At 39.2% G+C, this 25,850-nt stretch carries 26 protein-coding genes and 5 tRNA genes; 19 read left to right on the top strand and 12 right to left on the bottom strand.

The features are described from left to right. The first annotated feature begins 37 nt into the window (after positions 1 to 37). Together purM and purN are read left to right on the top strand one after the other, a co-directional pair. On the top strand, positions 38 to 1,075 hold the full coding sequence (gene purM / locus A9500_RS05580) for a phosphoribosylformylglycinamidine cyclo-ligase (RefSeq protein ID WP_065244201.1): 1,038 nt from the start codon (positions 38 to 40) through the stop codon (positions 1,073 to 1,075). A 68-nt stretch (positions 1,076 to 1,143) separates the two neighbouring features. After that, on the top strand, positions 1,144 to 1,782 hold the full coding sequence (purN, locus tag A9500_RS05575) for a phosphoribosylglycinamide formyltransferase (protein ID WP_065244200.1): 639 nt from the start codon (positions 1,144 to 1,146) through the stop codon (positions 1,780 to 1,782). A 56-nt stretch (positions 1,783 to 1,838) separates the two neighbouring features. On the opposite strand, the gene A9500_RS05570 is transcribed toward purN, so the two are convergent. After that, complete coding sequence (locus A9500_RS05570; protein WP_065244199.1) at positions 1,839 to 2,453, bottom strand: OmpW family outer membrane protein; 615 nt, start codon at positions 2,451 to 2,453, stop codon at positions 1,839 to 1,841. A gap of 213 nt (positions 2,454 to 2,666) precedes the next feature. Here A9500_RS05570 and A9500_RS05565 point away from each other — a divergent pair, with 213 nt between their 5' ends. From A9500_RS05565 to mtgA, 7 genes are all read left to right on the top strand, one after another. Beyond that, a complete protein-coding gene (locus A9500_RS05565) occupies positions 2,667 to 3,422 on the top strand; it encodes a beta-methylgalactoside transporter (protein WP_065244198.1) in 756 nt (251 codons plus the stop codon). Position 3,423: 1 nt separating this feature from the next. Continuing rightward, positions 3,424 to 3,978, top strand: a complete 555-nt coding sequence (locus A9500_RS05560) for a septation protein A (RefSeq protein WP_065244197.1) — start codon at positions 3,424 to 3,426, stop codon at positions 3,976 to 3,978. Beyond that, positions 3,978 to 4,448 carry an acyl-CoA thioester hydrolase YciA gene (gene yciA / locus A9500_RS05555; RefSeq protein ID WP_065244196.1) on the top strand — a complete coding sequence of 157 codons (471 nt, stop codon included), beginning with the start codon at positions 3,978 to 3,980 and terminating at the stop codon, positions 4,446 to 4,448. Before A9500_RS05560 ends, yciA begins: the two co-directional genes overlap by 1 nt. Before the next feature lie 11 nt (positions 4,449 to 4,459). Then, entirely contained in the window at positions 4,460 to 4,756 is a 297-nt protein-coding gene (locus A9500_RS05550; protein WP_065244195.1) for a YciI family protein, read from the top strand. A gap of 66 nt (positions 4,757 to 4,822) precedes the next feature. Further along, a complete protein-coding gene (locus A9500_RS05545) occupies positions 4,823 to 7,060 on the top strand; it encodes a transglycosylase SLT domain-containing protein (RefSeq protein WP_065244194.1) in 2,238 nt (745 codons plus the stop codon). A gap of 32 nt (positions 7,061 to 7,092) precedes the next feature. Beyond that, positions 7,093 to 7,401, top strand: coding sequence for a trp operon repressor (gene trpR, locus A9500_RS05540; RefSeq protein WP_065244193.1), 309 nt, complete (start codon positions 7,093 to 7,095; stop codon positions 7,399 to 7,401). Then, positions 7,379 to 8,125 carry a monofunctional biosynthetic peptidoglycan transglycosylase gene (gene mtgA, locus A9500_RS05535; protein WP_065244192.1) on the top strand — a complete coding sequence of 249 codons (747 nt, stop codon included), beginning with the start codon at positions 7,379 to 7,381 and terminating at the stop codon, positions 8,123 to 8,125. Before trpR ends, mtgA begins: the two co-directional genes overlap by 23 nt. Before the next feature lie 55 nt (positions 8,126 to 8,180). On the opposite strand, the gene A9500_RS05530 is transcribed toward mtgA, so the two are convergent. Continuing rightward, positions 8,181 to 8,256: transfer RNA gene (locus A9500_RS05530), tRNA-Ala, on the bottom strand. An 82-nt stretch (positions 8,257 to 8,338) separates the two neighbouring features. After that, on the bottom strand, positions 8,339 to 9,781 hold the full coding sequence (gltX, locus tag A9500_RS05525; protein WP_065244191.1) for a glutamate--tRNA ligase: 1,443 nt from the start codon (positions 9,779 to 9,781) through the stop codon (positions 8,339 to 8,341). A gap of 172 nt (positions 9,782 to 9,953) precedes the next feature. Between gltX and A9500_RS05520 the strand changes: the two genes are divergently transcribed. From A9500_RS05520 to A9500_RS05505, 4 genes are all read left to right on the top strand, one after another. After that, a tRNA-Val gene (locus A9500_RS05520) sits at positions 9,954 to 10,029 on the top strand. A 44-nt stretch (positions 10,030 to 10,073) separates the two neighbouring features. Then, positions 10,074 to 10,149: transfer RNA gene (locus A9500_RS05515), tRNA-Val, on the top strand. 59 nt (positions 10,150 to 10,208) lie between these two features. Continuing rightward, positions 10,209 to 10,284 (top strand) — tRNA-Val (locus A9500_RS05510). Positions 10,285 to 10,331: 47 nt separating this feature from the next. Further along, positions 10,332 to 10,407, top strand: a tRNA-Val gene (locus A9500_RS05505). A 118-nt stretch (positions 10,408 to 10,525) separates the two neighbouring features. Here the strand turns inward: A9500_RS05505 and A9500_RS05500 are convergent. The 3 genes from A9500_RS05500 to A9500_RS05490 form a co-directional block, all read right to left on the bottom strand. After that, a complete protein-coding gene (locus A9500_RS05500; protein ID WP_049374946.1) occupies positions 10,526 to 11,518 on the bottom strand; it encodes an amidohydrolase family protein in 993 nt (330 codons plus the stop codon). A gap of 190 nt (positions 11,519 to 11,708) precedes the next feature. Next, positions 11,709 to 13,451 (bottom strand): DUF3413 domain-containing protein, encoded by a 1,743-nt coding sequence (locus A9500_RS05495; protein ID WP_065244190.1) that lies wholly within the window; start codon positions 13,449 to 13,451, stop codon positions 11,709 to 11,711. A gap of 1 nt (position 13,452) precedes the next feature. Beyond that, complete coding sequence (locus tag A9500_RS05490) at positions 13,453 to 13,671, bottom strand: YejL family protein (protein WP_014064863.1); 219 nt, start codon at positions 13,669 to 13,671, stop codon at positions 13,453 to 13,455. A gap of 139 nt (positions 13,672 to 13,810) precedes the next feature. On the opposite strand from A9500_RS05490, the gene yejK reads away from it, so the two are divergent. From yejK to cpxA, 4 genes are all read left to right on the top strand, one after another. Beyond that, a complete protein-coding gene (gene yejK, locus A9500_RS05485; protein ID WP_065244189.1) occupies positions 13,811 to 14,827 on the top strand; it encodes a nucleoid-associated protein YejK in 1,017 nt (338 codons plus the stop codon). Between the two features lie 62 nt (positions 14,828 to 14,889). Further along, entirely contained in the window at positions 14,890 to 15,303 is a 414-nt protein-coding gene (bamE, locus tag A9500_RS05480; RefSeq protein WP_065244188.1) for an outer membrane protein assembly factor BamE, read from the top strand. A gap of 63 nt (positions 15,304 to 15,366) precedes the next feature. Then, the gene (locus A9500_RS05475) at positions 15,367 to 16,071 is read left to right on the top strand and encodes a response regulator (RefSeq protein WP_065244187.1); all 705 of its coding nucleotides are present in this window, start codon (positions 15,367 to 15,369) and stop codon (positions 16,069 to 16,071) included. Then, positions 16,071 to 17,474 carry an envelope stress sensor histidine kinase CpxA gene (cpxA, locus tag A9500_RS05470; RefSeq protein ID WP_065244186.1) on the top strand — a complete coding sequence of 468 codons (1,404 nt, stop codon included), beginning with the start codon at positions 16,071 to 16,073 and terminating at the stop codon, positions 17,472 to 17,474. The genes A9500_RS05475 and cpxA overlap by 1 nt, the downstream gene beginning before the upstream one ends. Before the next feature lie 37 nt (positions 17,475 to 17,511). On the opposite strand, the gene A9500_RS05465 is transcribed toward cpxA, so the two are convergent. Continuing rightward, complete coding sequence (locus A9500_RS05465; RefSeq protein WP_065244185.1) at positions 17,512 to 19,680, bottom strand: cation-translocating P-type ATPase; 2,169 nt, start codon at positions 19,678 to 19,680, stop codon at positions 17,512 to 17,514. After that, the gene (locus tag A9500_RS05460) at positions 19,667 to 19,876 is read right to left on the bottom strand and encodes a heavy-metal-associated domain-containing protein (protein WP_005696754.1); all 210 of its coding nucleotides are present in this window, start codon (positions 19,874 to 19,876) and stop codon (positions 19,667 to 19,669) included. The genes A9500_RS05465 and A9500_RS05460 overlap by 14 nt, the downstream gene beginning before the upstream one ends. Positions 19,877 to 19,956: 80 nt before the next feature. Here A9500_RS05460 and cueR point away from each other — a divergent pair, with 80 nt between their 5' ends. Beyond that, positions 19,957 to 20,343: a Cu(I)-responsive transcriptional regulator gene (gene cueR, locus A9500_RS05455; protein WP_065244184.1), complete on the top strand. Its 387-nt coding sequence runs from the start codon at positions 19,957 to 19,959 to the stop codon at positions 20,341 to 20,343. Between the two features lies 1 nt (position 20,344). On the opposite strand, the gene metJ is transcribed toward cueR, so the two are convergent. Further along, on the bottom strand, positions 20,345 to 20,662 hold the full coding sequence (gene metJ, locus A9500_RS05450; protein ID WP_005696757.1) for a met regulon transcriptional regulator MetJ: 318 nt from the start codon (positions 20,660 to 20,662) through the stop codon (positions 20,345 to 20,347). A gap of 227 nt (positions 20,663 to 20,889) precedes the next feature. On the opposite strand from metJ, the gene aqpZ reads away from it, so the two are divergent. Further along, complete coding sequence (gene aqpZ, locus A9500_RS05445; protein WP_065244183.1) at positions 20,890 to 21,579, top strand: aquaporin Z; 690 nt, start codon at positions 20,890 to 20,892, stop codon at positions 21,577 to 21,579. Between the two features lie 114 nt (positions 21,580 to 21,693). Here aqpZ and galU read toward each other — a convergent pair whose 3' ends face one another. From galU to alaS, 3 genes are all read right to left on the bottom strand, one after another. Continuing rightward, the gene (gene galU / locus A9500_RS05440; RefSeq protein WP_065244182.1) at positions 21,694 to 22,581 is read right to left on the bottom strand and encodes a UTP--glucose-1-phosphate uridylyltransferase GalU; all 888 of its coding nucleotides are present in this window, start codon (positions 22,579 to 22,581) and stop codon (positions 21,694 to 21,696) included. Between the two features lie 224 nt (positions 22,582 to 22,805). Further along, positions 22,806 to 22,997 (bottom strand): carbon storage regulator CsrA, encoded by a 192-nt coding sequence (csrA, locus tag A9500_RS05435; RefSeq protein ID WP_049363188.1) that lies wholly within the window; start codon positions 22,995 to 22,997, stop codon positions 22,806 to 22,808. Between the two features lie 78 nt (positions 22,998 to 23,075). Beyond that, positions 23,076 to 25,700 carry an alanine--tRNA ligase gene (alaS, locus tag A9500_RS05430; RefSeq protein ID WP_065244181.1) on the bottom strand — a complete coding sequence of 875 codons (2,625 nt, stop codon included), beginning with the start codon at positions 25,698 to 25,700 and terminating at the stop codon, positions 23,076 to 23,078. Positions 25,701 to 25,850: the final 150 nt, after the last annotated feature.

Here is a 25,850-nt window from a genome sequence, read left to right as displayed (position 1 = left end):
CGTTTTATCATTTAACCTAAAAATATAGGACAACATTGTGAGCAAACCATCATTAAGTTATAAAGATGCAGGCGTGGATATTAATGCCGGTAACGAATTAGTTGAACGTATTAAACCACACGTAAAACGGACAACTCGCCCTGAAGTCATCGGGGGATTAGGTGGGTTTGGTGCATTATGTGCCATTCCGGGCAAATATAAAGAACCTATCCTTGTTTCCGGCACAGACGGTGTGGGCACAAAATTACGCTTAGCCATTGACTTAAAAAAACACGATACCATCGGTATTGATTTGGTTGCAATGTGTGTTAACGATTTAGTCGTGCAAGGTGCCGAACCATTATTCTTCTTAGATTACTACGCCACGGGCAAACTTGACGTAGATGTTGCCTCTGATGTGGTAAAAGGTATCGCTGAAGGCTGTGTGCAATCGGGTTGTGCATTAGTGGGTGGTGAAACCGCTGAAATGCCGGGTATGTACCACGCTGGCGATTATGACCTTGCCGGTTTCTGTGTGGGTGTGGTTGAAAAATCAGAAATCATTGATGGCAGTCAAGTTAAAACAGGTGATGCTTTAATCGCGCTTGGTTCTAGTGGCCCACATTCAAACGGTTATTCTTTAATTCGTAAAGTCATTGATGTTGCAGACGTAAACCCAGCCACTGAACAATTAAATGGTCGCCCATTAAGTGAACAAGTGCTTGCGCCGACAAAAATCTATGTAAAATCTGTTCTCGCTTTAATTAAACAAACGGAAGTTCATGCTATTGCACACTTAACGGGTGGCGGTTTCTGGGAAAATATCCCTCGTGTATTACCGAAAAATACCAAAGCTGTTATCGATGAAAGCAGTTGGGAATGGCAGCCCGTGTTCAAATGGTTACAAGAAAAAGGCAACATCGAAACCTATGAAATGTACCGTACGTTCAACTGTGGCGTTGGTATGGTGATTGCATTACCACAATCAGAAGTAGAAACCGCCTTAGCGATTTTAAAACAATCGGGTGAAAATGCCTGGTTAATCGGTCATATCGAAAGTGCGACAGATGACGAACCACAGGTTATCATCAAATAATTTCTCTTTTCCATTTCAGGGCGAAAATTTCAGAATGAAAGGTTCGCCCTTCTTTTATGTAGAATAATATGAAAAAAATTGCCGTCCTGATTTCAGGGCAAGGATCGAATCTTCAAGCAATAATTGAGGCTTGTCAAACTGGGTTTATTCCAGGAAAAATTGTGACTGTCATCAGTAATAAAATCGATTCATTTGGCTTAGAACGCGCTAAAAGTGCGGGCATTCCTAGCCGAGTTTTTTTGCGCCAAGATTTTTCCTCTAATCTCGATATGGATAAGGCTATCGGTGATTATTTAGAAGATCTCTGTGTTGATCTCATTGTGTTAGCCGGTTACATGAAAATCTTAACCAAACCATTCACACAACGTTTTGCGGGGAAAATTTTAAATATTCACCCTTCTCTTCTGCCAAAATATCCCGGGATACACACTTATCAAAGAGCACTTGAGAATGGCGAGAGTGAACATGGTACAACCGTACATTTTGTCAATGAAGAGATCGATGGCGGCGCCATTGTGTTACAAGCTAAAGTGCCGATTTTCCCTGGTGATACCGTCGAGGAGATTGAGTTTCGTACACGTGAACAGGAATATAATATTTATCCTTTAGTGATTAAATGGTTTATTGAAGAGCGATTAAAACTCGAAAACGGTATAGCATATTTAGACGACTCCCCTTTACCCATATCTGGCTATGCCGCTGAATAAAGTGAAATAAAAAGCGATACACATTGTGTACCGCTTTTTTTCAGAGCAAGGTTCTATTAGAAACGATAACCTAAACCTACGAAATATACTGTAGGGTCAAGTTTCACCTTCACCGTATGATTTTCACCAGCTAAATTAAAACGCGCTTTGGTTTTAATGTTCGCATACCACATTGCCGCATTGAGATAAAGGTTGTCAGTCAGTTTAATATCGATACCCACGTTCGCAATTGGGCCAACTGAATCTTTTAATCTAAGATCAGATACGCCAGCTAACTTAGCTTTTTCACTGAAAAATGTCGTGTAGTTAAGACCCGCACCTACATAAGGACGTACGCTAGCATCTTTATCAAAGAAATAGTATTGAGCATATACACTTGGTGGTAAATGTTTAGTTTTACCTACTAAGGCAGAACCTAACTTAATTTCATGACTGAAAGGAGTCGCCGCAAGTAATTCTACCCCGATGTTATCAGTGAACATATAAGTACCGGTTAAACCCAATTGAGTATTGTTGTTCACTTTAAATTTGAAGACATCGCTATTTGTGGTCGTGTGAGTATCCACAAGAACACCACCCGCTCTAACAATAACATCACCTTGCTGATGTGCGTTTGCAAAACCTGCTAATAATGCTGTGCTCAATCCCAATGCTAATGCTGTTTTTTTCATTTTGACTCCTTAGTCATTTTCTTTAAGATCAATTCCCATACAAATTATGGGTAAATATATGATACCCATTTTTTAGTATTAAAAATGTGATCTTAATCAATTTTTCAAAAAATAATTATTAATAATTTTTAATCTAGAACAATTTTTCGTATTTTTAGTTTTTTGATGTCAAAGCTTGTATAATTACCTCACTTTTTTTACCGAGAAAATAAGATGCAAATTAACTTTACTCAGATTTTTCAAGATAGCCTCAACTTTATGCGTAATCAGCGAAAAAGCGTGCTGATTTTCATTGGGATTTTTGTCGTCGCACAATTGATTAATCAATTAGTAAGCGTCCCTCTGCCAAGTTTGGGTAATAATCCTAATCCATCTCAACAAGATATTATTAATGCCTTAAGCAAAGTGGAGCCAACTGCACTGATTGGATCTTTTGTATTCCAACAATTGTTAATGTCTTTTATTGCAACCTTCGGTATTGCAACTATTCATCATATTAGTCAGCAAAATCAAAATCCGATTAATCAAGGTCTCATGCTGACATTGCGTCGTTTTTTAGGTGTGGTGGTTTTAGATATTTTTATGAGCTTGCCACTTCTCTTTGGCATGGTTGATGTTGTGAGTTCATTTTTAAGCAAAAATGCGCACTCCCCTCTAGCCTTTGTTTCAATGGTATTTGGTTTATTTTTCTTTGTTCGCCTATGCTTATCGCCTGTGCATTACATTGCATCCAATCAATCTATCGGGCAAAGTGCTTTACAAGTGTGGCGTGCGGGTGTTAAACGTAATGGCATATTGATTATTTATGCTTTGATCACTTATTTACTTCTACCTTTATTAGTGAATAGCGTTGGTGCAATCCTAGGTACATCATTTCTAAGTGTGATTTTTGGCATTTTGGTAGCATTATTTCAACTATTTATTTTGGTATTTACTTACCGTTTTTACAGTTTATTTATGAAGGCATAATATGAAGCAACTTCTTGAATTTATTCCTCTTGTTCTCTTTTTCATCACCTACAAAATGTTTGAGGTGCGTGAGGCGGCGATTGTCTTAGTGATCGCGACCATCATTCAGATGGTTGTACTAAAACTGAAATATGGCATGATTGAGAAACAACAAAAAATCATGGCAATTGCTGTCGTCTTTTTTGGTTTGCTTACTGCTTATTTCAATGAAATCAAATATCTACAATGGAAAGTCACGATTATTAATGCCCTCTTCGCCATTGTTTTATTGGTTGCACAATTCCAATTCAATACGCCACTGGTGAAAAAGTTATTAGGCAAAGAAATCCAATTACCGGATAATGTGTGGAACAAATTAAATGTAGGCTGGGCAGGATTTTTTATTCTGTGTATGCTGGTAAATATTTATATCAGCCAAAATATGTCTGAAGATGCTTGGGTTGATTTCAAATCTTTTGGTTTACTTGGTATGACCTTTGTTGCAACAATTGTCAGCGGTGCTTATATTTACCGTTACTTACCTAAAGATGATCAAAAAAATGACGGGGACAAATAATGGTTTCAAATCTTATCGATAAAAACAGTCGTCAATCTAAAGGCGTATTATTATTACGTACCTTAGCGATGCCTTCAGATACCAACGCGAACGGTGATATTTTCGGTGGCTGGATTATGTCACAAATGGATATGGGCGGAGCAATTCTAGCAAAAGAAATTGCTCATGGTCGCGTTGTCACCGTTGCCGTAGAAAGTATGAACTTCATCAAACCTATCGCCGTCGGTGACGTGGTGTGTTGTTACGGCCAATGTCTCAGTGTGGGTCGTTCTTCTATTAAAATCAAGGTAGAAGTATGGGTGAAAAAAGTTGCCAGTGAACCAATTGGGGAACGTTACTGCGTGACAGATGCTGTATTTACCTTTGTCGCCGTAGGAAAAGACGGCAAATCCCGCTCTATTCCACGTGAAGGTAATCTTGAACTAGAACGTGCGTTAGCCACCATCGAAGAATTACAATTAAGTTGTTAAAAGGAAAAATGATGTATTACGTGATTTTTGCCCAAGATATTCCTGGCACTTTAGAAAAACGCCTTGCTGTACGTGAGCAGCATCTCGCTCGCTTAAAACAATTACAAGCAGAAGGTCGTTTATTAACCGCCGGTCCCAATCCAACCATTGACGATGAAAATCCAGGTGAAGCTGGCTTTACAGGCTCGACTGTGATTGCTCAATTCGAAAGCCTGTCTGCAGCAAAAGACTGGGCAGCACAAGATCCTTATGTTGAAGCTGGCGTTTACAGTGATGTGATTGTGAAGCCTTTCAAAAAAGTTTTCTAAATAAAACTAACTCTACACTCAAAGACGGATCTAAATATCCGTCTTTCTCTTTATATGGAATCTCCTATGCGAGCACTTAAACACACGACAATTTCGTTATTGATTTTAACCGCACTTTCAGGCTCAGCTTTGGCTAATCAGCATGCTCATAAAAGCAAAAATGAAACTGCGCCACAAATTAACCTTGCTGAAGAACAAGCCAAATGGGCACAACAACAGCACGCTCATGAATTAAAGCTGATTGAACAACGCGCGACTTTTCTGCAATTAGAGTCGCTACTTAAAAGTGCGGTCAAAAATAATCATGTTTCTAATAATGCCAAATTATTTCTTGGGCTTATTGATTCTTTAAAAGGTTATCCATTGCAAACTGATGCTATAGTGGCTTATTTAGATGCACGTGTAAAAACCGTTAATCGCGATACGCCTCGTGAAGAAGTGAATGCATTGAGAACAGACATTGAACAATTTATTCAGCAACATTCCTCCCATTTTCTACGTGGAAAATTAGAACAAAGTATTTTTACTTTGTTAATCAATGCTGAAGATACTCAAGCACTTGCCAAACTCACGCCAAATAATTTGGAAAGACAAATTGCTGTACTTACGGCTAAATATCAAATAGAAGCATCCAATACTAGTCAAACGGCAGAAAACCAATCAAACGACAAGGATAAATCGGCTATTTTGTCTGAGTATGAACAGCTTTGGCTCAACAATGCAGAGCTTCCTAATGATGCTCAACTCTGGACAGCTTGGTATTCACAGGGTGGCCGTACTCCAGAAAAAATCTATCAAAAAGCTGAAATGCTCTTCAGTAAAAATGATGCGAAAGGATTAGAAATACTCGCTAAAGAGTTAGAAAAAATTGAGAACGCTAAAGAAGATGAGCAAGTAGCCGCTCATTTAGCGCTCTATCAGGATCTCTTAAAAAATCCAGCCAATTTGAAAACACTCGCTGAGAAATTGCCATTAATCGATGGTAATACGAATAAAATCACCAATAAATTTGTCGTAGTGCTCGGTTTTGCTCGTTATCTGCGTACTATTCCAGAAAATATGAATGAGCCAACCTTCACCCCTTACGAGCAATGGGCGAAGACTTGGCAATTAAACGAAACTGAATTACGTGATTGGAAAATCGCCTTTATTAGCCGTTTCTTTGATAACGAAAGCCCCAACTTTGTGCAATGGCGCGATCAAGAAATCCTAAAACTGAATGCCGATAACCTCATTGAACGTCGTTTGCGTACGGCTATTTGGCAAAAAACGGATTTATTAGGTTGGTTGAATGCCCTTTCCAATGAAGCGAAGCAAAAACAAGAATGGCGTTATTGGATGGGGAAAGCACTCGAAAAAGAGAATGTCACAAAAGCCAAAGAAATATTCTCTGAATTAAGCAACGAACGCGGATTCTACCCAATGTTAGCGACAGCAAAATTATATCCTGAAAATCGTGGCGCAGGATATGATTTCGGTCAAGCAGAATTATATGTCGCGCGGAGTATTTCCGATCCCTACTGGGCACATGAATATAAAAAATTTCAACCAGAGCTCGCAGAAATTGCTGAATTACGTCAATTAGATCGATTAGGCGCTGCCAAACAACGTTGGCGTTTTCTGTTAGAAAAATTATCGCAAGAAGAACAACTACAGATTGCTTTAAGCCAATATGCGAATGAACAAAATTGGTTTGAATTAGGTGTGGATGGGTCGATTATTGCGAAAGCATGGGATTATATCGGATTACGTTTACCAAATGCTTATAGTCAATATTTTGATATTGCTCTCAGTAATGTGAATCTCAGCGAAACGGAACCTCAAGCGATTGTGGATAATCGTGTAACCAAAACTTTTGCGATGGCAATTGCTCGCCAAGAAAGTGCTTGGAATCCAATGGCACAATCTTCCGCAAATGCGCGAGGATTAATGCAGCTATTACCAAGTACCGCGCAAAAAACGGCAGAAAATCAGCAACTTCCTTATAATGGAGAGTTAGATTTATTCAAACCGCTTAATAATATTTTACTCGGTACGGCTCACTTAAATGAGTTAAATGCTAAATACCCTAATAACCGCATTTTGATCGCCTCCGCCTATAATGCGGGAGCAAGCCGTGTAGAAAAATGGCTTGCGAGAGCCAATGGCAAATTGGCCATGGATGAATTTATTGCCTCTATTCCGTTCTTTGAAACGCGAGGTTATGTTCAAAACGTATTAACTTACGATTTTTACTATCAACACCTACAAGACAAAGAAAAATTACAAACCTTTAGCAAAGAGGAATACGATCGGCTATACTAGTCGCACTAGTTTAATAGTATAGGATTGTTGATATGTATATTAGTCGCAATTTAGAACAATGGAATGCTTTCCTCGCGACCTTGCAAGCCGCGTTTGAACAAGGAAAAGCACAAGATTTATTAACGCTTCTGCTCACGCCAGATGAGCGTGATGCAGTGGGTTTACGTTTACAAATCGTGGCGCAGTTATTGGATAAAAATCTCTCACAACGAGAGATTCAACAAAATCTCAATACCAGTGCGGCAACCATTACTCGTGGTTCTAATATGCTCAAAACAATGGATCCGGATTTTATAAACTGGGTGAAAAGCCAACTCGATGAGCAAGCTGCAAAAAACTAAGCGAATTTTGACCGCACTTTTACCTCTTTTTCACCCATCTTGGTGGAAAAAAAATTGGCAACGGGTTGCGTGGCGTTTTTCTCTCGCAATCCTGGCATTTTTCATTTGCTTCCGCTTTATCCCTGTTCCCTTCTCTGCCTATATGGCACAGCAAAAAATTGGGCACTTATTACAGTTGGATTTCAGCTATTCAATCAAATACGATTGGGTGAGCCTTGATGAAATCTCACCAAATATGCAACTTGCAGTGATTGCCGCTGAAGATCAAAAATTTCCAAACCACTGGGGCTTTGATTTTGAAGCGATTCAAAAGGCCTTTAAATTTAATGAAAAATCTCGCCGAACCCGAGGTGCCTCAACGATTTCTCAACAAACAGCAAAAAACCTCGTTCTCTGGCATGGACAAAGTTGGTTTCGCAAAGGATTAGAAGTTCCCACAACAGCATTAATGGAAATCTTTTGGTCCAAAGAACGCATTTTAGAAGTGTATTTGAACATCGCAGAATTTGGTAATGGTATCTTTGGTGTAGAAGCAGCTAGTCGCTATTACTTCAAAAAATCAGCAAAAAATTTAACTCAATCAGAAGCGGCATTACTCGCAGCGGTTTTACCAAACCCTATCATCTATAAAGTAAATAAGCCTAGTGCGTTAGTTCGTAAAAAACAAAGTTGGATTATGCGACAAATGAATGGATTAGGCTTGAATTATCTAAAAGAAATGTAGATTCGTTATAAAGAAAAAACCTTGAAACTCACTTTAAGTTTCAAAGTTTTAAATTTGGTGGAGATAATCGGGATCGAACCGACGACCTCTTGAATGCCATTCAAGCGCTCTCCCAACTGAGCTATATCCCCAAATAACGCAAGAGCTATGATAAATTTCGGCTGATAAACTGTCAATATTGAAATAATCAAATCCCGCTTATCAGCCTAAATATTAAGCGTTTTGAGATTTAATAAAATCAATGGCACGTTGGATGCGCGCTAACACACGTTCACGACCGATACCCACTAATGTCACATCCATAGAAGGTGATTGACCTGAGCCTGTTACTGCTACGCGTAATGGCATCCCGACTTTTCCCATACCCACTTCTAATTCAGCCGCGGTTTGTTCAATCGCTTCATGCGTAGAATGTAAATCCCAGCTAGAAAGTGCGGTCAATTTTTCTTTTACTTTTTCAAGTGGTTCAATCGCTGCTGCTTTAAAGTGTTTCTTCACTGCCGCTTCATCAAAGCTTTCAAACTCTTCGAAGAAATAACGGCTTGCTGATGCCATTTCTTTTAAAGTTTTGCAACGTTCTGCAAGCATTGTCACGATTTCTGTTAACGCTGGACCATTTGAAGTATCAATACCTTGATCTTTATAGTGCCATGCAAGGTGTTTGGCCACATATTCAGGTGGTAACTCACGAATGTAATGGTGATTTAACCACAATAATTTTTCAGTGTTAAATGCACTCGCTGACTTACTCACATGATCTAATTCGAAGAATTTAATCATTTCTTCACGTGTAAAGATCTCTTGGTCACCATGACCCCAACCTAAACGAACAAGATAGTTGATTAAGGCTTCAGGTAAATAACCGTCATCACGATATTGCATCACACTTACCGCACCATGACGTTTTGAGAGTTTTTGACCATCATCACCATTAATCATGGAAACGTGCGCATATACTGGAATTGGTGCGCCTAACGCTTTTAAGATATTAATTTGACGCGGGGTGTTGTTAATATGGTCTTCACCACGCACAACGTGAGTAATGCCCATATCCCAGTCATCCACTACCACACAGAAGTTGTAGGTTGGTGAACCATCGGTACGACGAATAATTAAATCATCTAATTCACTGTTGCTGATTTCAATACGACCACGCACTGCATCATCAAACACAACTGAACCTTCTGTTGGGTTTTTAAAACGTACAACATGTGGCTCCTCTGCTGCATGATTATGATCATGTAAACAATGACGGTCATAACGTGGTTTTTCTTTGTTTTGCTCTTGTGTATGACGTAATTCTTCTAGGCGCTCTTTAGAGCAATAGCAACGATAAGCCAAGCCTTGCTCAATCATTTCATCAATCACTTGATTGTAACGATCAAAGCGTTTGGTTTGATAATAAGGACCATGCTCCCAAGCAAGGTTTAACCACTCCATCCCTTCAATGATTGCCGCTGTTGCTTCTGGTGTAGAACGCTCCAAATCAGTATCTTCAATACGTAGTACAAACTCACCATTGTTATGTTTTGCAAATAACCAAGAATAAAGGGCTGTACGTGCGCCACCTACGTGCAAATAACCTGTCGGACTTGGGGCAAAACGCGTACGTACTTTGACATTCGGATCTAATTCAAAAGGAGGATCAATTTTCATTTTCTTAATAACCTATTCATTTACAAAAATTACCTTTATTTTACTACGACTTGCGTGACTTCTAAATAAAAAATCTGATTTTATGCCTATTTTTGCAACAACTAGACGCTTTTTCATAAAAATATATTGACTGAAATCTCATTATACTTATAATGCCAATCCACAACATTAAGGGCGATTAGCTCAGTTGGGAGAGCACCTCCCTTACAAGGAGGGGGTCACTGGTTCGAGACCGGTATCGCCCACCACTTTTTCCAAAGTTGGCTTTAATGTTGTAAAAGTTTGACCAAGCGGGCGATTAGCTCAGTTGGGAGAGCACCTCCCTTACAAGGAGGGGGTCACTGGTTCGAGACCGGTATCGCCCACCACTTTTCTAAAGTGTTCTTTCCGCTCAAACTTTCCCATTATTTAAACGCTTTTCTTATGTGGGCGATTAGCTCAGTTGGGAGAGCACCTCCCTTACAAGGAGGGGGTCACTGGTTCGAGACCGGTATCGCCCACCACTTAATTTTAGTGTTTAAATAAATCCGAATACCTTTTCAGGTGCATCGGGCGATTAGCTCAGTTGGGAGAGCACCTCCCTTACAAGGAGGGGGTCACTGGTTCGAGACCGGTATCGCCCACCACTTTTCTTAAAGTCCTTTTTTAAATCAGTCAAATTAGCATTAGTTCTGTTTTATCTTATAAATAAAAACGGCCACAAAACGTTTCGTTTTATGACCGCACTTCTATCTAATTTTTGGATTAAACTGGCTCTAAACCTAACACTTTGCGTCCATTAATACTCGCAATATCAACCATTGCATCAAGATGTGGGAAACGACAGCCAGCAGCAAGTAAGCTTAGTTCTTGCCATAAATCTCCTTCACAAAGTGGCACCATATAATCACAGATATTATCCGTGCCTAACGCGACTGTAATCCCTTCTGGAATCATTTCATCTGCAGGTGTCAGTGCATTATGGAAAGGCATTAAATCTTCTTTTCGGTTACTATCAATCCACGCCATTGGACAAGCAATCATCATCATTTTGGCCTGACGCATTTTTTCATAAAGTTTATATCGGTATTCTTTGCTATGTGCACCAATGGAAATACCATGGATTGCCACGACTCGACCTTCCATACCGTGTTCGATGGTTTTGTCACAAAGCTGCTCAGTTTCTTTTTCTTTCGGAGAGTTGAATTGATCCACATGCACATGACACATAATGCCGCGAGACTTAGCTGCATCAAGCAAAATATCCATTGCTTCAAGACCACGACCATAATCAAGCTCATCACGATAAGGCAAGCCACCAATCATATCGACCATATCAGAGCCAATATCAAACCATTTGCGAGCTTCTGGCTCAATCACACCTTTTAAGGTCTGATTCGCAAATTTCAAAATAATGTCATGCTTATAAACTTCGCGAGCTTTATGTGCAGCAATGATGGCTCGGTCTTCACAAATCGGGTCGATATCCACAAAAGTACCAAATGCCGTCACCCCTTGGGAAATCATCAGCTCAATCGATTGACAGAAACGGGCGTAATAATCATCAACACTTGATGTACGTTTCACTTCATCCACTAAATCCCATTTTTGTTGAAGATTGCTATTGTGATAAATACCGATTTTTTCGGGTGTCATTGTAAAAGCACGATCTGCGTGAGCATGGGCATTAACCCAGCCGCCTTTTTTAATAATTTCGTCTCGAATAAACGTTTTAAAGCTACGAACGTGATTTCTCATAATAACTCCGCCAAAAAAGAAAGGAAAAGAGAGACGAGAAGTGTATTAATTGAAAAGCAAACCCAATAAGGATCTGATCTATTGTGAATTGTTTACAATGTTATGAAAAATTCGCAGATTTTAATTAATAACATCTTTTCAGTCTTTCAACTGGGTGCAAAGTATAAGATTTTAAGCACAAAAAAGCTATCTATTTATTGACAAAAGAACGCTCTTGTTTGAAAACCTCTAAGAATAAGCCGAGCGGTGGGCGGCTAGAAGATTGCTCAGTATAAGTGCGGTCAAATTTCTTATAGTTTCCTTTGCGATCAATATGATACTGTGTGCCATCCGGCTGAATAATGACATTCCAACGGAAATTTGATGCTAACACCCAAGGATCGCCATTAAGCTCAAATAAATTGCGACCTTGTGCATAATCCGAAACTGGATTTTTCACTTTAAAGATTGATGACATCAATGCCGGTAACAAATCAGTATGACTCGTTAATTTAGAGACTTCTTGCACCGGTAAATCTTTCCAGTAAACAATAAACGGCACTTGGATTTCATCACGACCAAAATAGTTTTCTTGCTCTTTTTCATCCAGCTTATTAAAGGTTGTACCATGTTCTGCTGTAATAATGACTATCGTATTCTCTAAAGAAACTGACGCTAAGGTTTCATCAATCTGTTGATCTATATCAGCAAGCGATTTGGTGTAATTTTCTTCCGTTTTATCCGTAATATCTAAATCCACATAAGCAAACCAAGGCTTATCATTTTTTAATAGTGATAAAACCCCATTTCTCGCGTCTTTTGGTGAAGAGGCTTTCACTTTAGGCAATTTCACATTACGGAACAAGGCTTGTTTAAATAAACTGTCTTTAAATGCCGTAGACGAATAAGCGACAAATTGATATTTCTCATCTTGTAGCTTTTTAATTAATACCGACGGTGTGTGATTACTCAAAATACTGTCCGTATAATTCGCATTCAGTCCATAAAATAAGCCCACTAAGCCGGCATTGTTCGTATTGCCGCTACTGTAATGATTCGTAAATTGAGTCGAGCTTGTGGCAAATTCAAACAATTTAGGCATTTTCTCACTAGTCAGCGCATCATAACGTAAGCCTGAAACGGTAATCACGAGGATGTTTGGTTTGTTCTCAACTTGCTCAAACTGAAGATCTTTTTTCGGATAATCAAGTTTTAATGCATCTAAACGCCCTTCTTGCTCTAAGCGCTGAGAGTATGTTTCTGCATTAATAAATCCTTGTTTTTCCAAAAAGGTTCGAGCAGTCATTGGATAAGAAAGCGGAAAATTTGAGCGTTGCATGGTAATCGGACGATATAAAAATGCATCCGCCCAAGCATAAATTAAATGTGTTGCCACAAAAGTAGATGTCAGCACTAATCCCACTTTTTTCAGCCATTTTTGACGTTCTAAACTACGTAATTTTTCCCAACTCCAACGAGAGAAAAGCATTTGGATTAGCAAAATAATCGGCATCGGTGCAAAGAAAATTTGCCAATCCCGTGAAAGATCGCCCTTTTCAGGATTCACTAACAAATTCCAAACAATAGACGAAAGGTGGATATTAAAACGGTTAAACACTTCCGTATCAAACAGCAATAAAGTAGTGCAAATTGTCGCGATAATCACCGTTAATCCACGGAAAGTGCGGTGATTTTTGATGATGAAACTCAGCGGGAAAATAACTAGCAAATACAAGGCAAAAACACAAAAGCTGAAATGCCCTAATAAGCTGATAAAGAAATAAATTTTACCGAGTAAGGTGTCTGGCCAATCAATGAGAAAGGCATAACGACTACCAATAAGAATTGCGATGATAATGTTAAAAAAAGCAAACCAATGTCCCCACGAAATTTTTCGCGAGGTTTCTTCACGGTATTCACGTCCGTTAAATTTGCTTTTTTTAAACCACCACATTTTACTTTGTTTTTACCGAATTCATCAGAGAGTTGGCAAAGGCTTGTGCTAATGCTTCACGCTGTGCAGCTGGCACGCTAGTGGTTAATAAATTACTAGCCATATTACCTAAAGCGATAAGAGAAAGATCAACGGGCGCTTTGTGAGTTTCAAGCACGCTAATCATATCGTTAATGATGGCATTAACTTGCCCATCGGAATACTTTGAATGTTGAGCCATTTGGAATGTTTAAGCCTGTTCTAAATACAAAAAAACTTCTCATATCATACCCGATAATTTGCTCAATCTGAATAATTTCTTTTTTCTTGCATAAAAAGTGCGGTTATAATTTAAGGCAAATTTTACGAAGGAAAAAATTATGAGCATTACGGTTAATCAAATCGTGCTACATCAATTAGTTAAGCACGCTGAAAATGAAACCTCTACCATGGAAAGTGTGTTGCGTGATGAGCTTCTTACCATTACGCCAGAAGTCGAACAAATGATGTTGCAATTACATCAAGGTTATCAAAATAAAGGTAAAGCATTTGGTGTCTTCCAAGAGAACTCTATTTTTGCACAAGATCTGAATCGTTTATTAGAAAATGAAATCAACTTTTTAAATTTCAGCCAACAATCCACGAAATTATTAGCGCAAGAATTGGGCAAATATAATTTTGCAGACAGCGGTACCCTTATCCTATGCCAATATAACTTTTTAGCGACGGATTACCTATTCATTGCTTTGTTGGATAGCCGTATCAGTATGTTAGTTGACGAAAATCTTGAAATTCGCCGTACAGAATACTTAGATATCACACAATTTGATATTGCGGCACGTATCAACTTAACAGATTTGCAAGTGAACGCAAACTCAAACCGCTACCTTACCTTCATTAAAGGTCGTGTTGGTCGTAAAATCAGTGACTTCTTTATGGATTTCTTGGGGGCTGAAGAAGGGTTAAATCCACAAGTTCAAAACCAATGCTTATTACAAGCTGTAAGTGACTACTGTGAACAAGGTGAACTAAACAAAGAACAAACTCAGGCGGTTAAAAAGCAGGTATTTGAATACTGCAAAGGTCAATTAGCAAGCGGCGACGAGATCGCATTAACTGAACTTTCAGCTAATTTGCCGACTCTAAACAAGCGCCCTTTTGTCACCTTTACAGAAGAGCAAGATTACGGCTTGGAAGAAACGATTCCACCAGTACGTTCAGCCTTAAAAACATTAACGAAATTTTCAGGTTCCGGTAAAGGGGTGACATTAAGTTTTGATGCGGATTTATTGAATAATCGTATTGAATGGGATCCACTTACAGATACTTTAACAATCAAAGGGATACCACCAAATTTGAAAGATCAACTTCAAAAAGCATTAAAGTGCGATAATTAATTTGGCAAGATCATAAAGTTTCGGTATCATTCGACATAACTTTGCAGTAAAAGGTAAAAAATATGCAATTAAGAACATTTTTAGGTGCAGTTGTTTTGGCATTAAGCTTAACTTCTTGTTCAACTGTACAAAAAGTAGTTTATCGTATTGATGTACCACAAGGTAACTATTTAGAAGCGGCCACTGTGGCACAAGTAAAACCAGGCATGACCGCCCAACAAGTACAATATTTACTTGGCACACCGGTTTTAATTGATCCTTATAGTAACTTAACTTGGTATTACGTATTCTTACAACAACACTCTTACCAAAAACCTGAGCAGCACACATTTACAGTGAAATTCGATCAAAACGGTTTAGTAAGTAGTGCAGAATTAGATAAGCCATTACCTGAAGTGGAAAAACAAGACGAAAATAATACTATCATCAGCACACCTGAAAACGCAGGTAAGAAAAGCTGGTGGAAATTCTGGTAGTCATAAAAAAACAATACCTGCTTGTCATATCAAGCAGGTTCGTTGTATTACAAGGGAATAAAAATGTCAAAAATTCTATTAGTTGATGATGATATTGAACTAACAGATTTACTTGCAGAAGTTTTACGATTGACTGGTTTTGAAGTCGAAGTCGCGAATAATGGTCAAGAAGCATTAGACAAGTTAAATTCAAGTCACCAATTAGTCTTATTGGATGTTATGATGCCTGTATTAAACGGTATTGAAACACTCAAGAAAATTCGTCAAACATCAAACGTCCCTGTAATGATGCTTACTGCGCGTGGTGAAGAAATCGATCGTGTGCTGGGCTTAGAACTTGGTGCCGATGACTATTTACCAAAACCATTTAACGATCGTGAGTTGGTTGCCCGCATTAAAGCTATTTTGCGTCGCATTAGCCCATCAGAAAGTTCTCAAAATTCGACCGCACTTTCATCAGAAGAAAATGAATTAGAATTTGCGGGTTTAGTGCTTCATTCGGGTCTTCAACAAGCCTCTTATAAAGGTCAAGAGATTGCTCTAACCGGCTCTGAATTTGCTCTACTTCATAAACTGGTACTTCGTCCTGGACAAATTGTTTCTCGCGAAGAGTTAAGCGTGAATGTGCTTGGTAAACACCTTTCGCCTTTTGACCGCTCAATTGATATGCATATGTCAAACTTACGCAAAAAACTCCCAGAAAGAGACAACGGTTTACCATGGCTGAAAACGCTACGTGGTCGTGGTTACTTGTTGGTTTGTGAATAATGCTTATCAAGAAATTCAACTTAAATCAGCTCACTATACTCACATTCACTGTCTTTTGGTTGGCATTCTTTGCCATGACCGCACTTTTGGTCGCACTCCCTTATTTTGATAGCCGCTTATACTCAGATTTAAATCAAAATGAAATCTCGAGCTATCAAAAGAAACTCGTTGAATCAATTCGTAACAATAGGATCAATGGTATCCTCGCAGGCGTTCCTGTACTTCCAACTGATAAATTCGACTCAGCTCGTCCAGTCATCATGACGCCCGAAAAAGACATCTTCGGCGCTTTAGGCGAAGAAAGAATGCATATTGCTCAGTTCGCCCAAGAATCAAGTAACTTTGCCCAGCCACAACGTAAAACGTTTAAAGATATCCAAATTGCAGGACCTTTTAAAGTCTATATTGGCGATTCCGACCAAGCATCCGAATTATTCTTTGTATCTCGAGCAAATGGTCAACAAGAAATTTTACGTTATATGCTTGATCACCCTTGGATCTTACTGCTCTTAACGTTAATTATTACGACACCTTTGCTTTGGTGGTTCACTCATACCATCGTCAAACCGATTACCAATTTGCAAAAAGCCGCGAATAACGTGGCTTTGGGGCACTTCAAAGTTGATAATAAGTTAGCGAACCATGGTCCATCAGAATTACGAGAAGTAGGTCAAAGCTTTAATAATATGTCGATTGCAATTGATAATCTAATTTCAAATCAACACAATCTGCTATCGTCTATTTCTCACGAATTAAAAACACCATTAACGCGTTTACAACTTTCCACTGCGCTAGTTCGTCATCAAACAGGTGATATTGAACCAGTAAAACGCATTGAAAAAGAAATACAACGAATGGATAAAATGATCAGCGAATTGTTGCTCATTTCTCGCCAACAGATGCATTCTCAAATGGAACACAATTTATTTTCCATCGACCAACTTTGGGATGATGTAATAAAAGACGCCCTATTTGAAGCAGAACAACGCCAGATCACTTGTGATGTGAATATCTCTATTTTACATCCTGAAAAGCATATGATTCATGGCAACCTAAGTTTGCTGACTAGTGCAATTGAAAACATCATTCGTAATGCATTGAAATACACGAAAGATCGTATTTTCTTAACTATTGATTTACATAAAAATGAGCAGGATGATAATTGCCTTCAAATTCGAGTAGATGATAATGGCTTAGGCTTACCACCTGAAGAATTTGATAAAATCTTTAAGCCATTCTATCGTGTAGATGAAACCAGAACAAGAGCCACTGGCGGAACGGGATTAGGTTTAACGATTGTCTATAATGTTGTGAATGAACACAATGGAAAAGTATGGGCTGAATCCAGCAATTTAGGCGGACTTGCCGTCACGATTCAACTTCCAGTATGGAAACAAAGTTAGTTCAAATAAAAGGCGATATTTTCATATCGCCTTTTTCTTATCTAATTTTCACTCGTTTTAATCGCAATGCATTGGATAGCACAGAAAGTGAACTCATCGCCATTGCTGCGCCCGCTAATACAGGACTTAAATAGCCCAATGCGGCAAGTGGAATACCTAACACATTGTAAATTAAAGCAAAGAATAAGTTTTGCTTAATATTTTTTAATGTTGCACGAGAAATCATTAATCCATCGACTAACTGATCCACCGAATGCTGCATGAGTGTCGCCGATGCTGTTTGCTCTGCAACATCAGAACCCGATTTCATCGCAAAGCTTACATTAGCCATCGCTAAGGCTGGTGCATCATTCACACCATCACCAACCATTGCGACCACTTTGCCTTGCTGACGTAATCTCTCAATATAAGTTGCTTTGTCACGTGGACTGCAATTACCCTGTGCAGTTTTCACACCTACTTGCTGGGCAACATAATCAACGACAGATTGCTGATCGCCACTCATTATCACCACATCAATATTATGTTGGTGTAAGCGTTGAATCGCTTGCAAACTATCCTCTTTTAGACTGTCTGCTAGCGCAAATGCACCGATTGGACTGTTATCTACAGATACCGCAACAACACTCGCGATTTGCCAAATTTGAGGCATATTATCTGGTAAGGTTAAGTCACAATAAGTCGGCTTACCCACTTTAACCAAACCAACTCCTTCAATGTGAGCAGATATACCCTGCCCCACTTCTGAATGAACCGAAAGTGCGGTCGGAATTTCAAGTGATTTTTCCTGTGCAGCCAGGACTATCGCTTTAGCTAAAGGATGATTGGCATTTTGCTCAACGGAAGCCGCAATGCGATATAAATCTTCCTCAGAATAGACCGCACTTTGTGGTTGCCAAACAGCGGCAATTTTGAGCTTTCCTTGAGTTATCGTTCCTGTTTTATCTAATACCACCGTATCCACATGCGCTGCCTCTTCCATGGATGCTGCATCTTTAAACCAAATCCCTGCATTGACTGCTTTCCCCATTCCCACCATTATGGCAGCAGGTGTAGCAAGCCCTAACGCACAAGGACAAGCGATAACTAACACGGCAACCGCATGAATTAAAGCGGTAACCCAATCACCTTTTATCCACCAGGTTGCTCCAAATGTTATCGCGGAAATCAATAACACGGCTGGCACAAATACAGCAGCAACTTTATCGGCAAAACGAGCAATCGGTGCTTTTGTACCTTGCGCCTCGGAAAGTGCTTTCATCATATCGCCCAATAGGGTTTGCTGACCGAGTTGATTGGCTCGATAAATAAGGCTACCTTGCGTCACCATTGCCCCCGCAAGCACAGGACTTTGAGACATTTTTTCTAATGGTTGAGATTCACCGGTTAAATGACTCTCATCGCACCAACCACTACCCTGTTCAACTACGCCATCAGCTGCAATACGTTCACCTTGATTAGCTCGTAAAATATCTCCTATTTTTACTTGATCGAGAGGAATCGTTTCCCAACGATTTTCACGTTGAACACTGACTTGTTTTGGGGTGAGTTGTAATAATAGCCCTAAACTGTTTAAGCTTTGTTTCTTCGTTCTTTCCTCAAGAAATTTCCCTAGGCTGACAAAACCAATGACCATCACCGATGCTTCAAAATAGACATGAGATACACCATCATGCCCCATTGACTGATGATAAAACAGCATAAAGACCGAATAGAGATAAATCGCCAACGTACCAGTACTTACCAGTACATCCATATTGGCCAAACCACCTCGAATACTACCAATCGCACCTTTATAAAAAGGAATGGCTAACCCAAGTTGCACAATGCTCGCAAGAACAAATTGCCACATTGGTGGCATCATCCAAGAATGATGATTAAACATCATCCCGATCATTCCGATTAAAAAAGGAATGTTAATGAACAAAAGCAACCATAAACGCGGACTAATCTTCGTTTCATTAGGTGCGCTAGGCAACACATTTTGTTTTAGAATGCCATTAAATCCAGCCTTTTGAATAGTTGTTAAAATATCTTGTTCTGAAGCCTGAGATGAATCAAATGCCACATGCGCTTCCTCCGCAGCAAAATTCACGCCAGCTTCAGAGACAAAATCTTTTCGATTCAACACCTTTTCAATCCGATTCGCACAGGATTGACAGGTCATTCCCTCGATTTGAATGGCTATTTTTTTATTCTGTTGCATCAAAACCTGCGTCTTCAATTGTTTCAATTAATTGTGGAATACTGACCGCACTTTCATCAAAGGTAACCACTGCTTTACCATCATCAAGTGTTACTACGGCTTTTTCTACGCCATTAAGTTCTTCCAACACTCTTGTGACGCTTTTCACACAACCACCACAAGTCATCCCTGTTACATGTAATGTAATTGATTTCATATTTACTCCTTAATTATTGATATAGATTGAAATTAAGCTTACTATAAACCTTAACATAAGGTTAAGGTCAAGGATTTTTTATGAACATCAGTGAAGTGGCAAAATTAGTCGGTTTATCAAGTAAACAAATTCGGGATTATGAGAAGTCCGGCTTATTAAAACCAGCACAGCGAAGCCTTTCCGGCTATCGCCACTATGAAGAAAAGGATTTAGAACGACTACGTTTTATTCGTCACTCTCGAGAGGTTGGGTTTTCACTCCAACAAATTCACCAACTTTTGCAATTACAGGATAATCCCAATCGTAGTAGCCGAGAAGTTAAAGCACTTACGACGCAGCATATTAAAACATTGAATGAGCAAATTCATCACTTGCAAAAAATGGTAGAGGAATTGGAACGATGGCATAACGCTTGTCAGGGCAATGATTGCCCTGAATGCAGTATTTTAGAAGGATTAAAAGGATAAATTAATATTCCCAGCTTTCAGGATCGATGCCTAAATCACGCATGATCTCTTTGGCATTTTCAGGAATCTCATCATGGCGTTCTTTCATTAAATCTGCATCAGTCGGTAATGGTTGACCCGTAAAAGCATGCAAGAATGCCTCACAAAGCAATTCACTATTTGTTGCATGGCGCAAACTTTTCAGCTGACGACGCGTGCGCTCGTTCGTCAAAATTTCCAATACTTTAATTGGAATAGACACTGTAATTTTTTTGACTTGCTCGCTCTTTTTGCCATGCTCTGCATAAGGGCTAATATATTTGCCATCCCAGTTTGCCATAATGCACCTTAAATAACCTGATAATTTATCCGTATTTTAATGAAAAATAAGCAAAATGACAATCTAGACGGCTAAAAGTATAGCATGCTATTTCCCTTACATTCACTTACAAACATTTACAATAATTTGCAGAACTAAAAATCATTACCTTTGACTAAATGCCTGTTGCATTCGCAATACATTATTGTTATTTGAAGATAACGACATGTTTAATATTGAGGTCTATTATGTCAAAAAAACTTTTTGCTGAATTCTTCGGCACATTTTGGTTAGTGTTTGGTGGTTGTGGTAGTGCAATCTTTGCCGCTTCTGTCAACCTAGGTATCGGTTATGTAGGCGTTGCATTTGCGTTTGGTTTAACCGTATTAACCATGGCTTATGCTGTAGGTCACATTTCTGGTGGTCACTTTAACCCAGCTGTAACACTTGGTTTAGTGGCAGGCGGTCGTTTCTCTGCGAAAGATGCTCTTCCATACATTATTTCTCAAGTAGTTGGTGGTTTAGTAGCGGGTGCAGCACTTTATCTTATCGCATCAGGTAAAGCGGGCTTTGATGTGACTGCCGGTTTCGCATCTAATGGCTACGGCGAACACTCTCCTGAAGGTTATTCTTTAGAAGCGGTATTCGTAGCAGAAGTATTATTGACTGCATTCTTCTTATTAATCATCATGGGTTCAACTCATAAAAATGCAGCTGCAGGTTTTGCGCCAATTGCAATTGGTTTAGGCTTAACGTTAATCCACTTAATCAGCATTCCTGTATCAAATACCTCTGTAAACCCGGCTCGTAGTACTGCAGTTGCGGTATTTCAAGGTTCTTGGGCAATCGACCAATTATGGTTATTCTGGGTTGCGCCGATTATCGGTGGTATTTTAGGTGGTATTATCTACCGCACTTTATTAGCGAAAAATAACTAAGATTTCGTTTCATAGAAAAAGAAGAAGGCATCATTAGATGCCTTCTTTTTTTATCTTTTATATTGTGTAATCCAAATATATAAATAAAAACCACCTTTCGGTGGCTTCAGTCTATTATAAGGTTTTTGCAAGATCTTTTAGGAAAGCTTTAAATTCTTTACCTAATTTATCATGACGAAGACCATATTCTACAAAAGCTTCCATATAGCCAATCTTGTCACCACAGTCAAAGCTTCTGCCTGTCATATGAAATGCTTCAACGGTCTCTTTCTCAATAAGCATATCGATTGCATCCGTTAATTGGATTTCATCGCCAACACCAACTGGTGTTTTTTCTAATAAATCCCAAATCGCAGCAGAGAACACATAACGACCTACAACGGCAAGATTTGATGGCGCCTCATCAACAGATGGTTTTTCAACAATACTATCAATTTTAACGCTATCACCGCCTTTTAACTCTACACCACCACAATCCGCGATACCATAGCTACTCACTTCATCTGCAGCAACAGACGCTACCATAATTTGGCTTGCTTGTGTTTCTTTAAAACGTTTAATCATTGCTGAAAGATTTTCTTTCTTTTGATTTGCCGTAAAATCCGCTAAAAGCACATCAGGTAACACCACTGCAAACGGCTCGTTTCCAACGACAGGACGACCACATAACACGGCATGGCCTAAACCTTTCGCATTGCCTTGACGAACGTGCATGATGGTTACATCTTTAGGACAAATAGAACGAACCTCTTCCAAAAGTTGACGTTTAACACGTTTCTCAAGCATGGTTTCCAACTCAAAAGACGTATCAAAGTGGTTTTCAATCGCATTTTTAGAAGAATGTGTAACTAACACGATTTCTTTAATTCCTGCTGCGACACACTCATTCACAACATATTGAATCAGTGGTTTATCCACAAGCGTTAACATTTCTTTTGGAATCGCTTTTGTTGCTGGCAACATACGGGTGCCTAGACCGGCTACGGGAATAATTGCTTTCATTGATTTTCCTTTTTGTTTTAATATGGAATGACCACACTTCTATACTAAAAGTGCGGTCATTATTTATTAAATTTTGATAGATTTAAGTTGGAAAAGTTCCTTCTCTACCTTTATAACTCAAATTCCGTTATTTTTAAAATCTTGCAAACCAATGGGTTTAATTTTTTGAAAAACGTTAATTAAATTATAAATAGAATGTAAAACATTCATAAAACTCGTCGGTCTTAAGATGCCCCATCTATATGTTCATCTTTTGACTGCAGAATTCGTTGGTAAATTTCCTCTCGGTGAACGGATACTTCTTTAGGCGCTTGCACACCGAGTTTGACTTGGTTTCCACGTACACTCAAAACCGTGATAGAAATATCGTCTCCAATGAGAACACTTTCGCCAACTTTTCGAGTTAAGATTAACATCTTTTATCTCCTTAGTTTGCATTTATTAGATATCCCTATCAATCAAGTAAAGATCGGCATCCCACCGACCTGCTTGTACTACAGATTATTGCTTAACCAGTTTTGTGCGACAGTTAATGCTAGATTCACATTTTCTGGTTGGGAGCCTCCTGCCATTGCCATATCAGGGCGACCACCGCCTTTCCCACCAACTTGCTGAGCCATTAAATTCACTAGCTCACCAGCCTTCACTTTAGTAGTTAAATCGCTTGTCACGCCAACGACGAGGTTGACTTTATCATCTAAAATAGATGCAAATACAATTACGCCTGAACCAAGTTGATTTTTTAAATCATCAACCATCACACGTAACGATTTAGTTTCAATTCCGTCTAGTTGATGTACGATTACAGAAACATCATTAATTTTAACCGCACTTTTCACTAAATCGGACCCCGCTTGCATTGCGGCTTTTTCTTTTAATCCTTGTAATTCTTTTTCTGCTTTCTTCGCTTTATCTTGAAGTTGCTGAATTTTCTCAACAAGGGTGTTAACGTCAGATTTAAATAAATCTGCACTTTGAGCAAGAATGCGTTGTTGATTATGTAACCAATTAATTGCATTTTCACCCGTTACCGCTTCAATACGACGAACACCTGCTGCAACTGCAGTTTCCGCCACAATTTTAAATAAACCGATATCACCGGTACGTTTAGCATGAATGCCACCACAAAGTTCAACGGAGAAATCACCCATTGTTAAAACACGTACCACATCAGCATATTTTTCACCGAATAACGCCATTGCACCTTTTGCTTTTGCCGCTTCGATATCCATTACGTCCGTTTGAACCACATAATTCTCACGTACTTTTTGGTTTACCAACGTTTCAATTTCGTTAAGCTGTGCTTTGGTAATCGCTTCCGGATGAGCAAAGTCAAAACGTAATGCTGTATCGGATACTAATGATCCTTTTTGCACTACATGGTGACCTAAAACTTGACGCAATGCTGCGTGTAATAAGTGTGTTGCAGAATGGTTAAGTGACGTTTGATGACGTCTTGCTGCATCCACAACCGCATTGACTGTTTGTCCAACTTTTAAACTGCCTTGTTCTAATTCACCAATATGACCAAATACTTGACCATATTTTTGAGTATCTTTTACATTAAACTGAATGCCTTGAGAGGTTAAATAACCGCTGTCACCAATTTGGCCACCTGATTCCGCATAGAATGGCGTGTTTTCTAAAATTACCACAGCACTCTGGCCTGCAGTAATACTCTCTACTGATTTACCATCATAGAAAAGTGCGGTTACTTTGGCTAAAGATTCTGATTCAGTATAACCTTCAAATTTCGTTTCGCCTTCTACACGAATAACATTGTTGTAATCCATGCCGAATTGGCTTGCAGATTGTGCGCGTAAACGTTGTGCTTCCATTTCACGCTCAAAACCTGCCTCATCAATTGCAATATCACGCTCACGACATACGTCTGCAGTTAAATCAAGTGGGAAGCCATAAGTATCATAAAGTTTAAAGGCTACTTCACCTGACAACACGCCATCTTTCACTTGAGCTAGCGCATCATCTAATAAGCTTAATCCGCGCTCTAATGTACGAGCAAATTGTTCTTCTTCTAAACGAAGTAATTTTTCGACATTGGCTTGTTTTTCTTTAACTTCTTTGCCTGCTTCCGCCATGACTTCAATTAAGGTTGGCACAAGTTTATAGAAGAAGGCTTCTTTTGCCCCTAATAAGTGGCCATGACGTACTGCACGACGAATAATACGACGTAATACATAACCGCGACCTTCATTTGATGGAATTACGCCATCTGCAATTAAGTATGCGCAAGAACGAATGTGGTCTGCAATTACGCGTAATGATTTATTTGTTAAATCTGTTGTTCCTACAACTTCTGCCGTTTTCGCAATTAATTTTTGGAAAATATCGATCTCATAGTTAGAGTTTACGTGCTGTAATACGGCAGAAATACGCTCTAATCCCATCCCGGTATCAACCGATGGGCGCGGTAATTTTTCCATGGTACCGTCTGCTAGACGGTTAAACTGCATGAATACCACATTCCAAATTTCGATATAACGGTCACCATCTTCTTCAGGTGAGCCTGGAGGGCCACCCCAAATGTGATCACCGTGATCGTAGAAAATTTCAGTACATGGACCACAAGGACCAGTGTCCCCCATTGCCCAGAAGTTGTCTGATGCATAAGGCGCACCTTTGTTATCACCGATACGAATAATACGCTCTGCCGGCACACCAACTTCTTTATGCCAAATATCATAAGCTTCATTATCAGTTTCATACACGGTTACCCATAATTTTTCTTTTGGTAACCCGAGCCATTGTGGAGAAGTCAAATACTCCCACGCAAAATTAATCGCATCATGTTTGAAATAGTCGCCAAAACTGAAGTTGCCGAGCATTTCAAAGAAAGTATGGTGACGCGCCGTATAACCGACATTTTCTAAATCATTATGCTTACCACCTGCGCGCACACAACGTTGTGCAGTTGTCGCACGTGAGTAAGGACGTTTATCCATACCAAGGAACACGTCTTTAAATTGGTTCATACCGGCATTGGTAAAAAGCAATGTCGGATCGTTTTCAGGCACAAGCGAACTACTTGCGACGACCTGATGCCCCTTGCTATGGAAAAAATCAAGGAATGACTGTCTAATTTCTGCTGTTGTTTTCATTGATAAAACCTTGTGTCTCTATCTCGATCACGATTTATAAAATAAGCTCACTATTCTTGCATATTTTGACCTAGAGAAAAAGGCTTTTTCACTGATCTTAAAAAGAAAACCGCACTCTACTGCATTAATTGAGAAGTGCGGTTAAAATTT

The organism is Haemophilus sp. CCUG 60358 (assembly GCF_001679485.1).
Taxonomy (GTDB): Bacteria; Pseudomonadota; Gammaproteobacteria; order Enterobacterales; family Pasteurellaceae; genus Haemophilus_D.
This window is presented reverse-complemented; position numbering and strand designations above follow the sequence as displayed.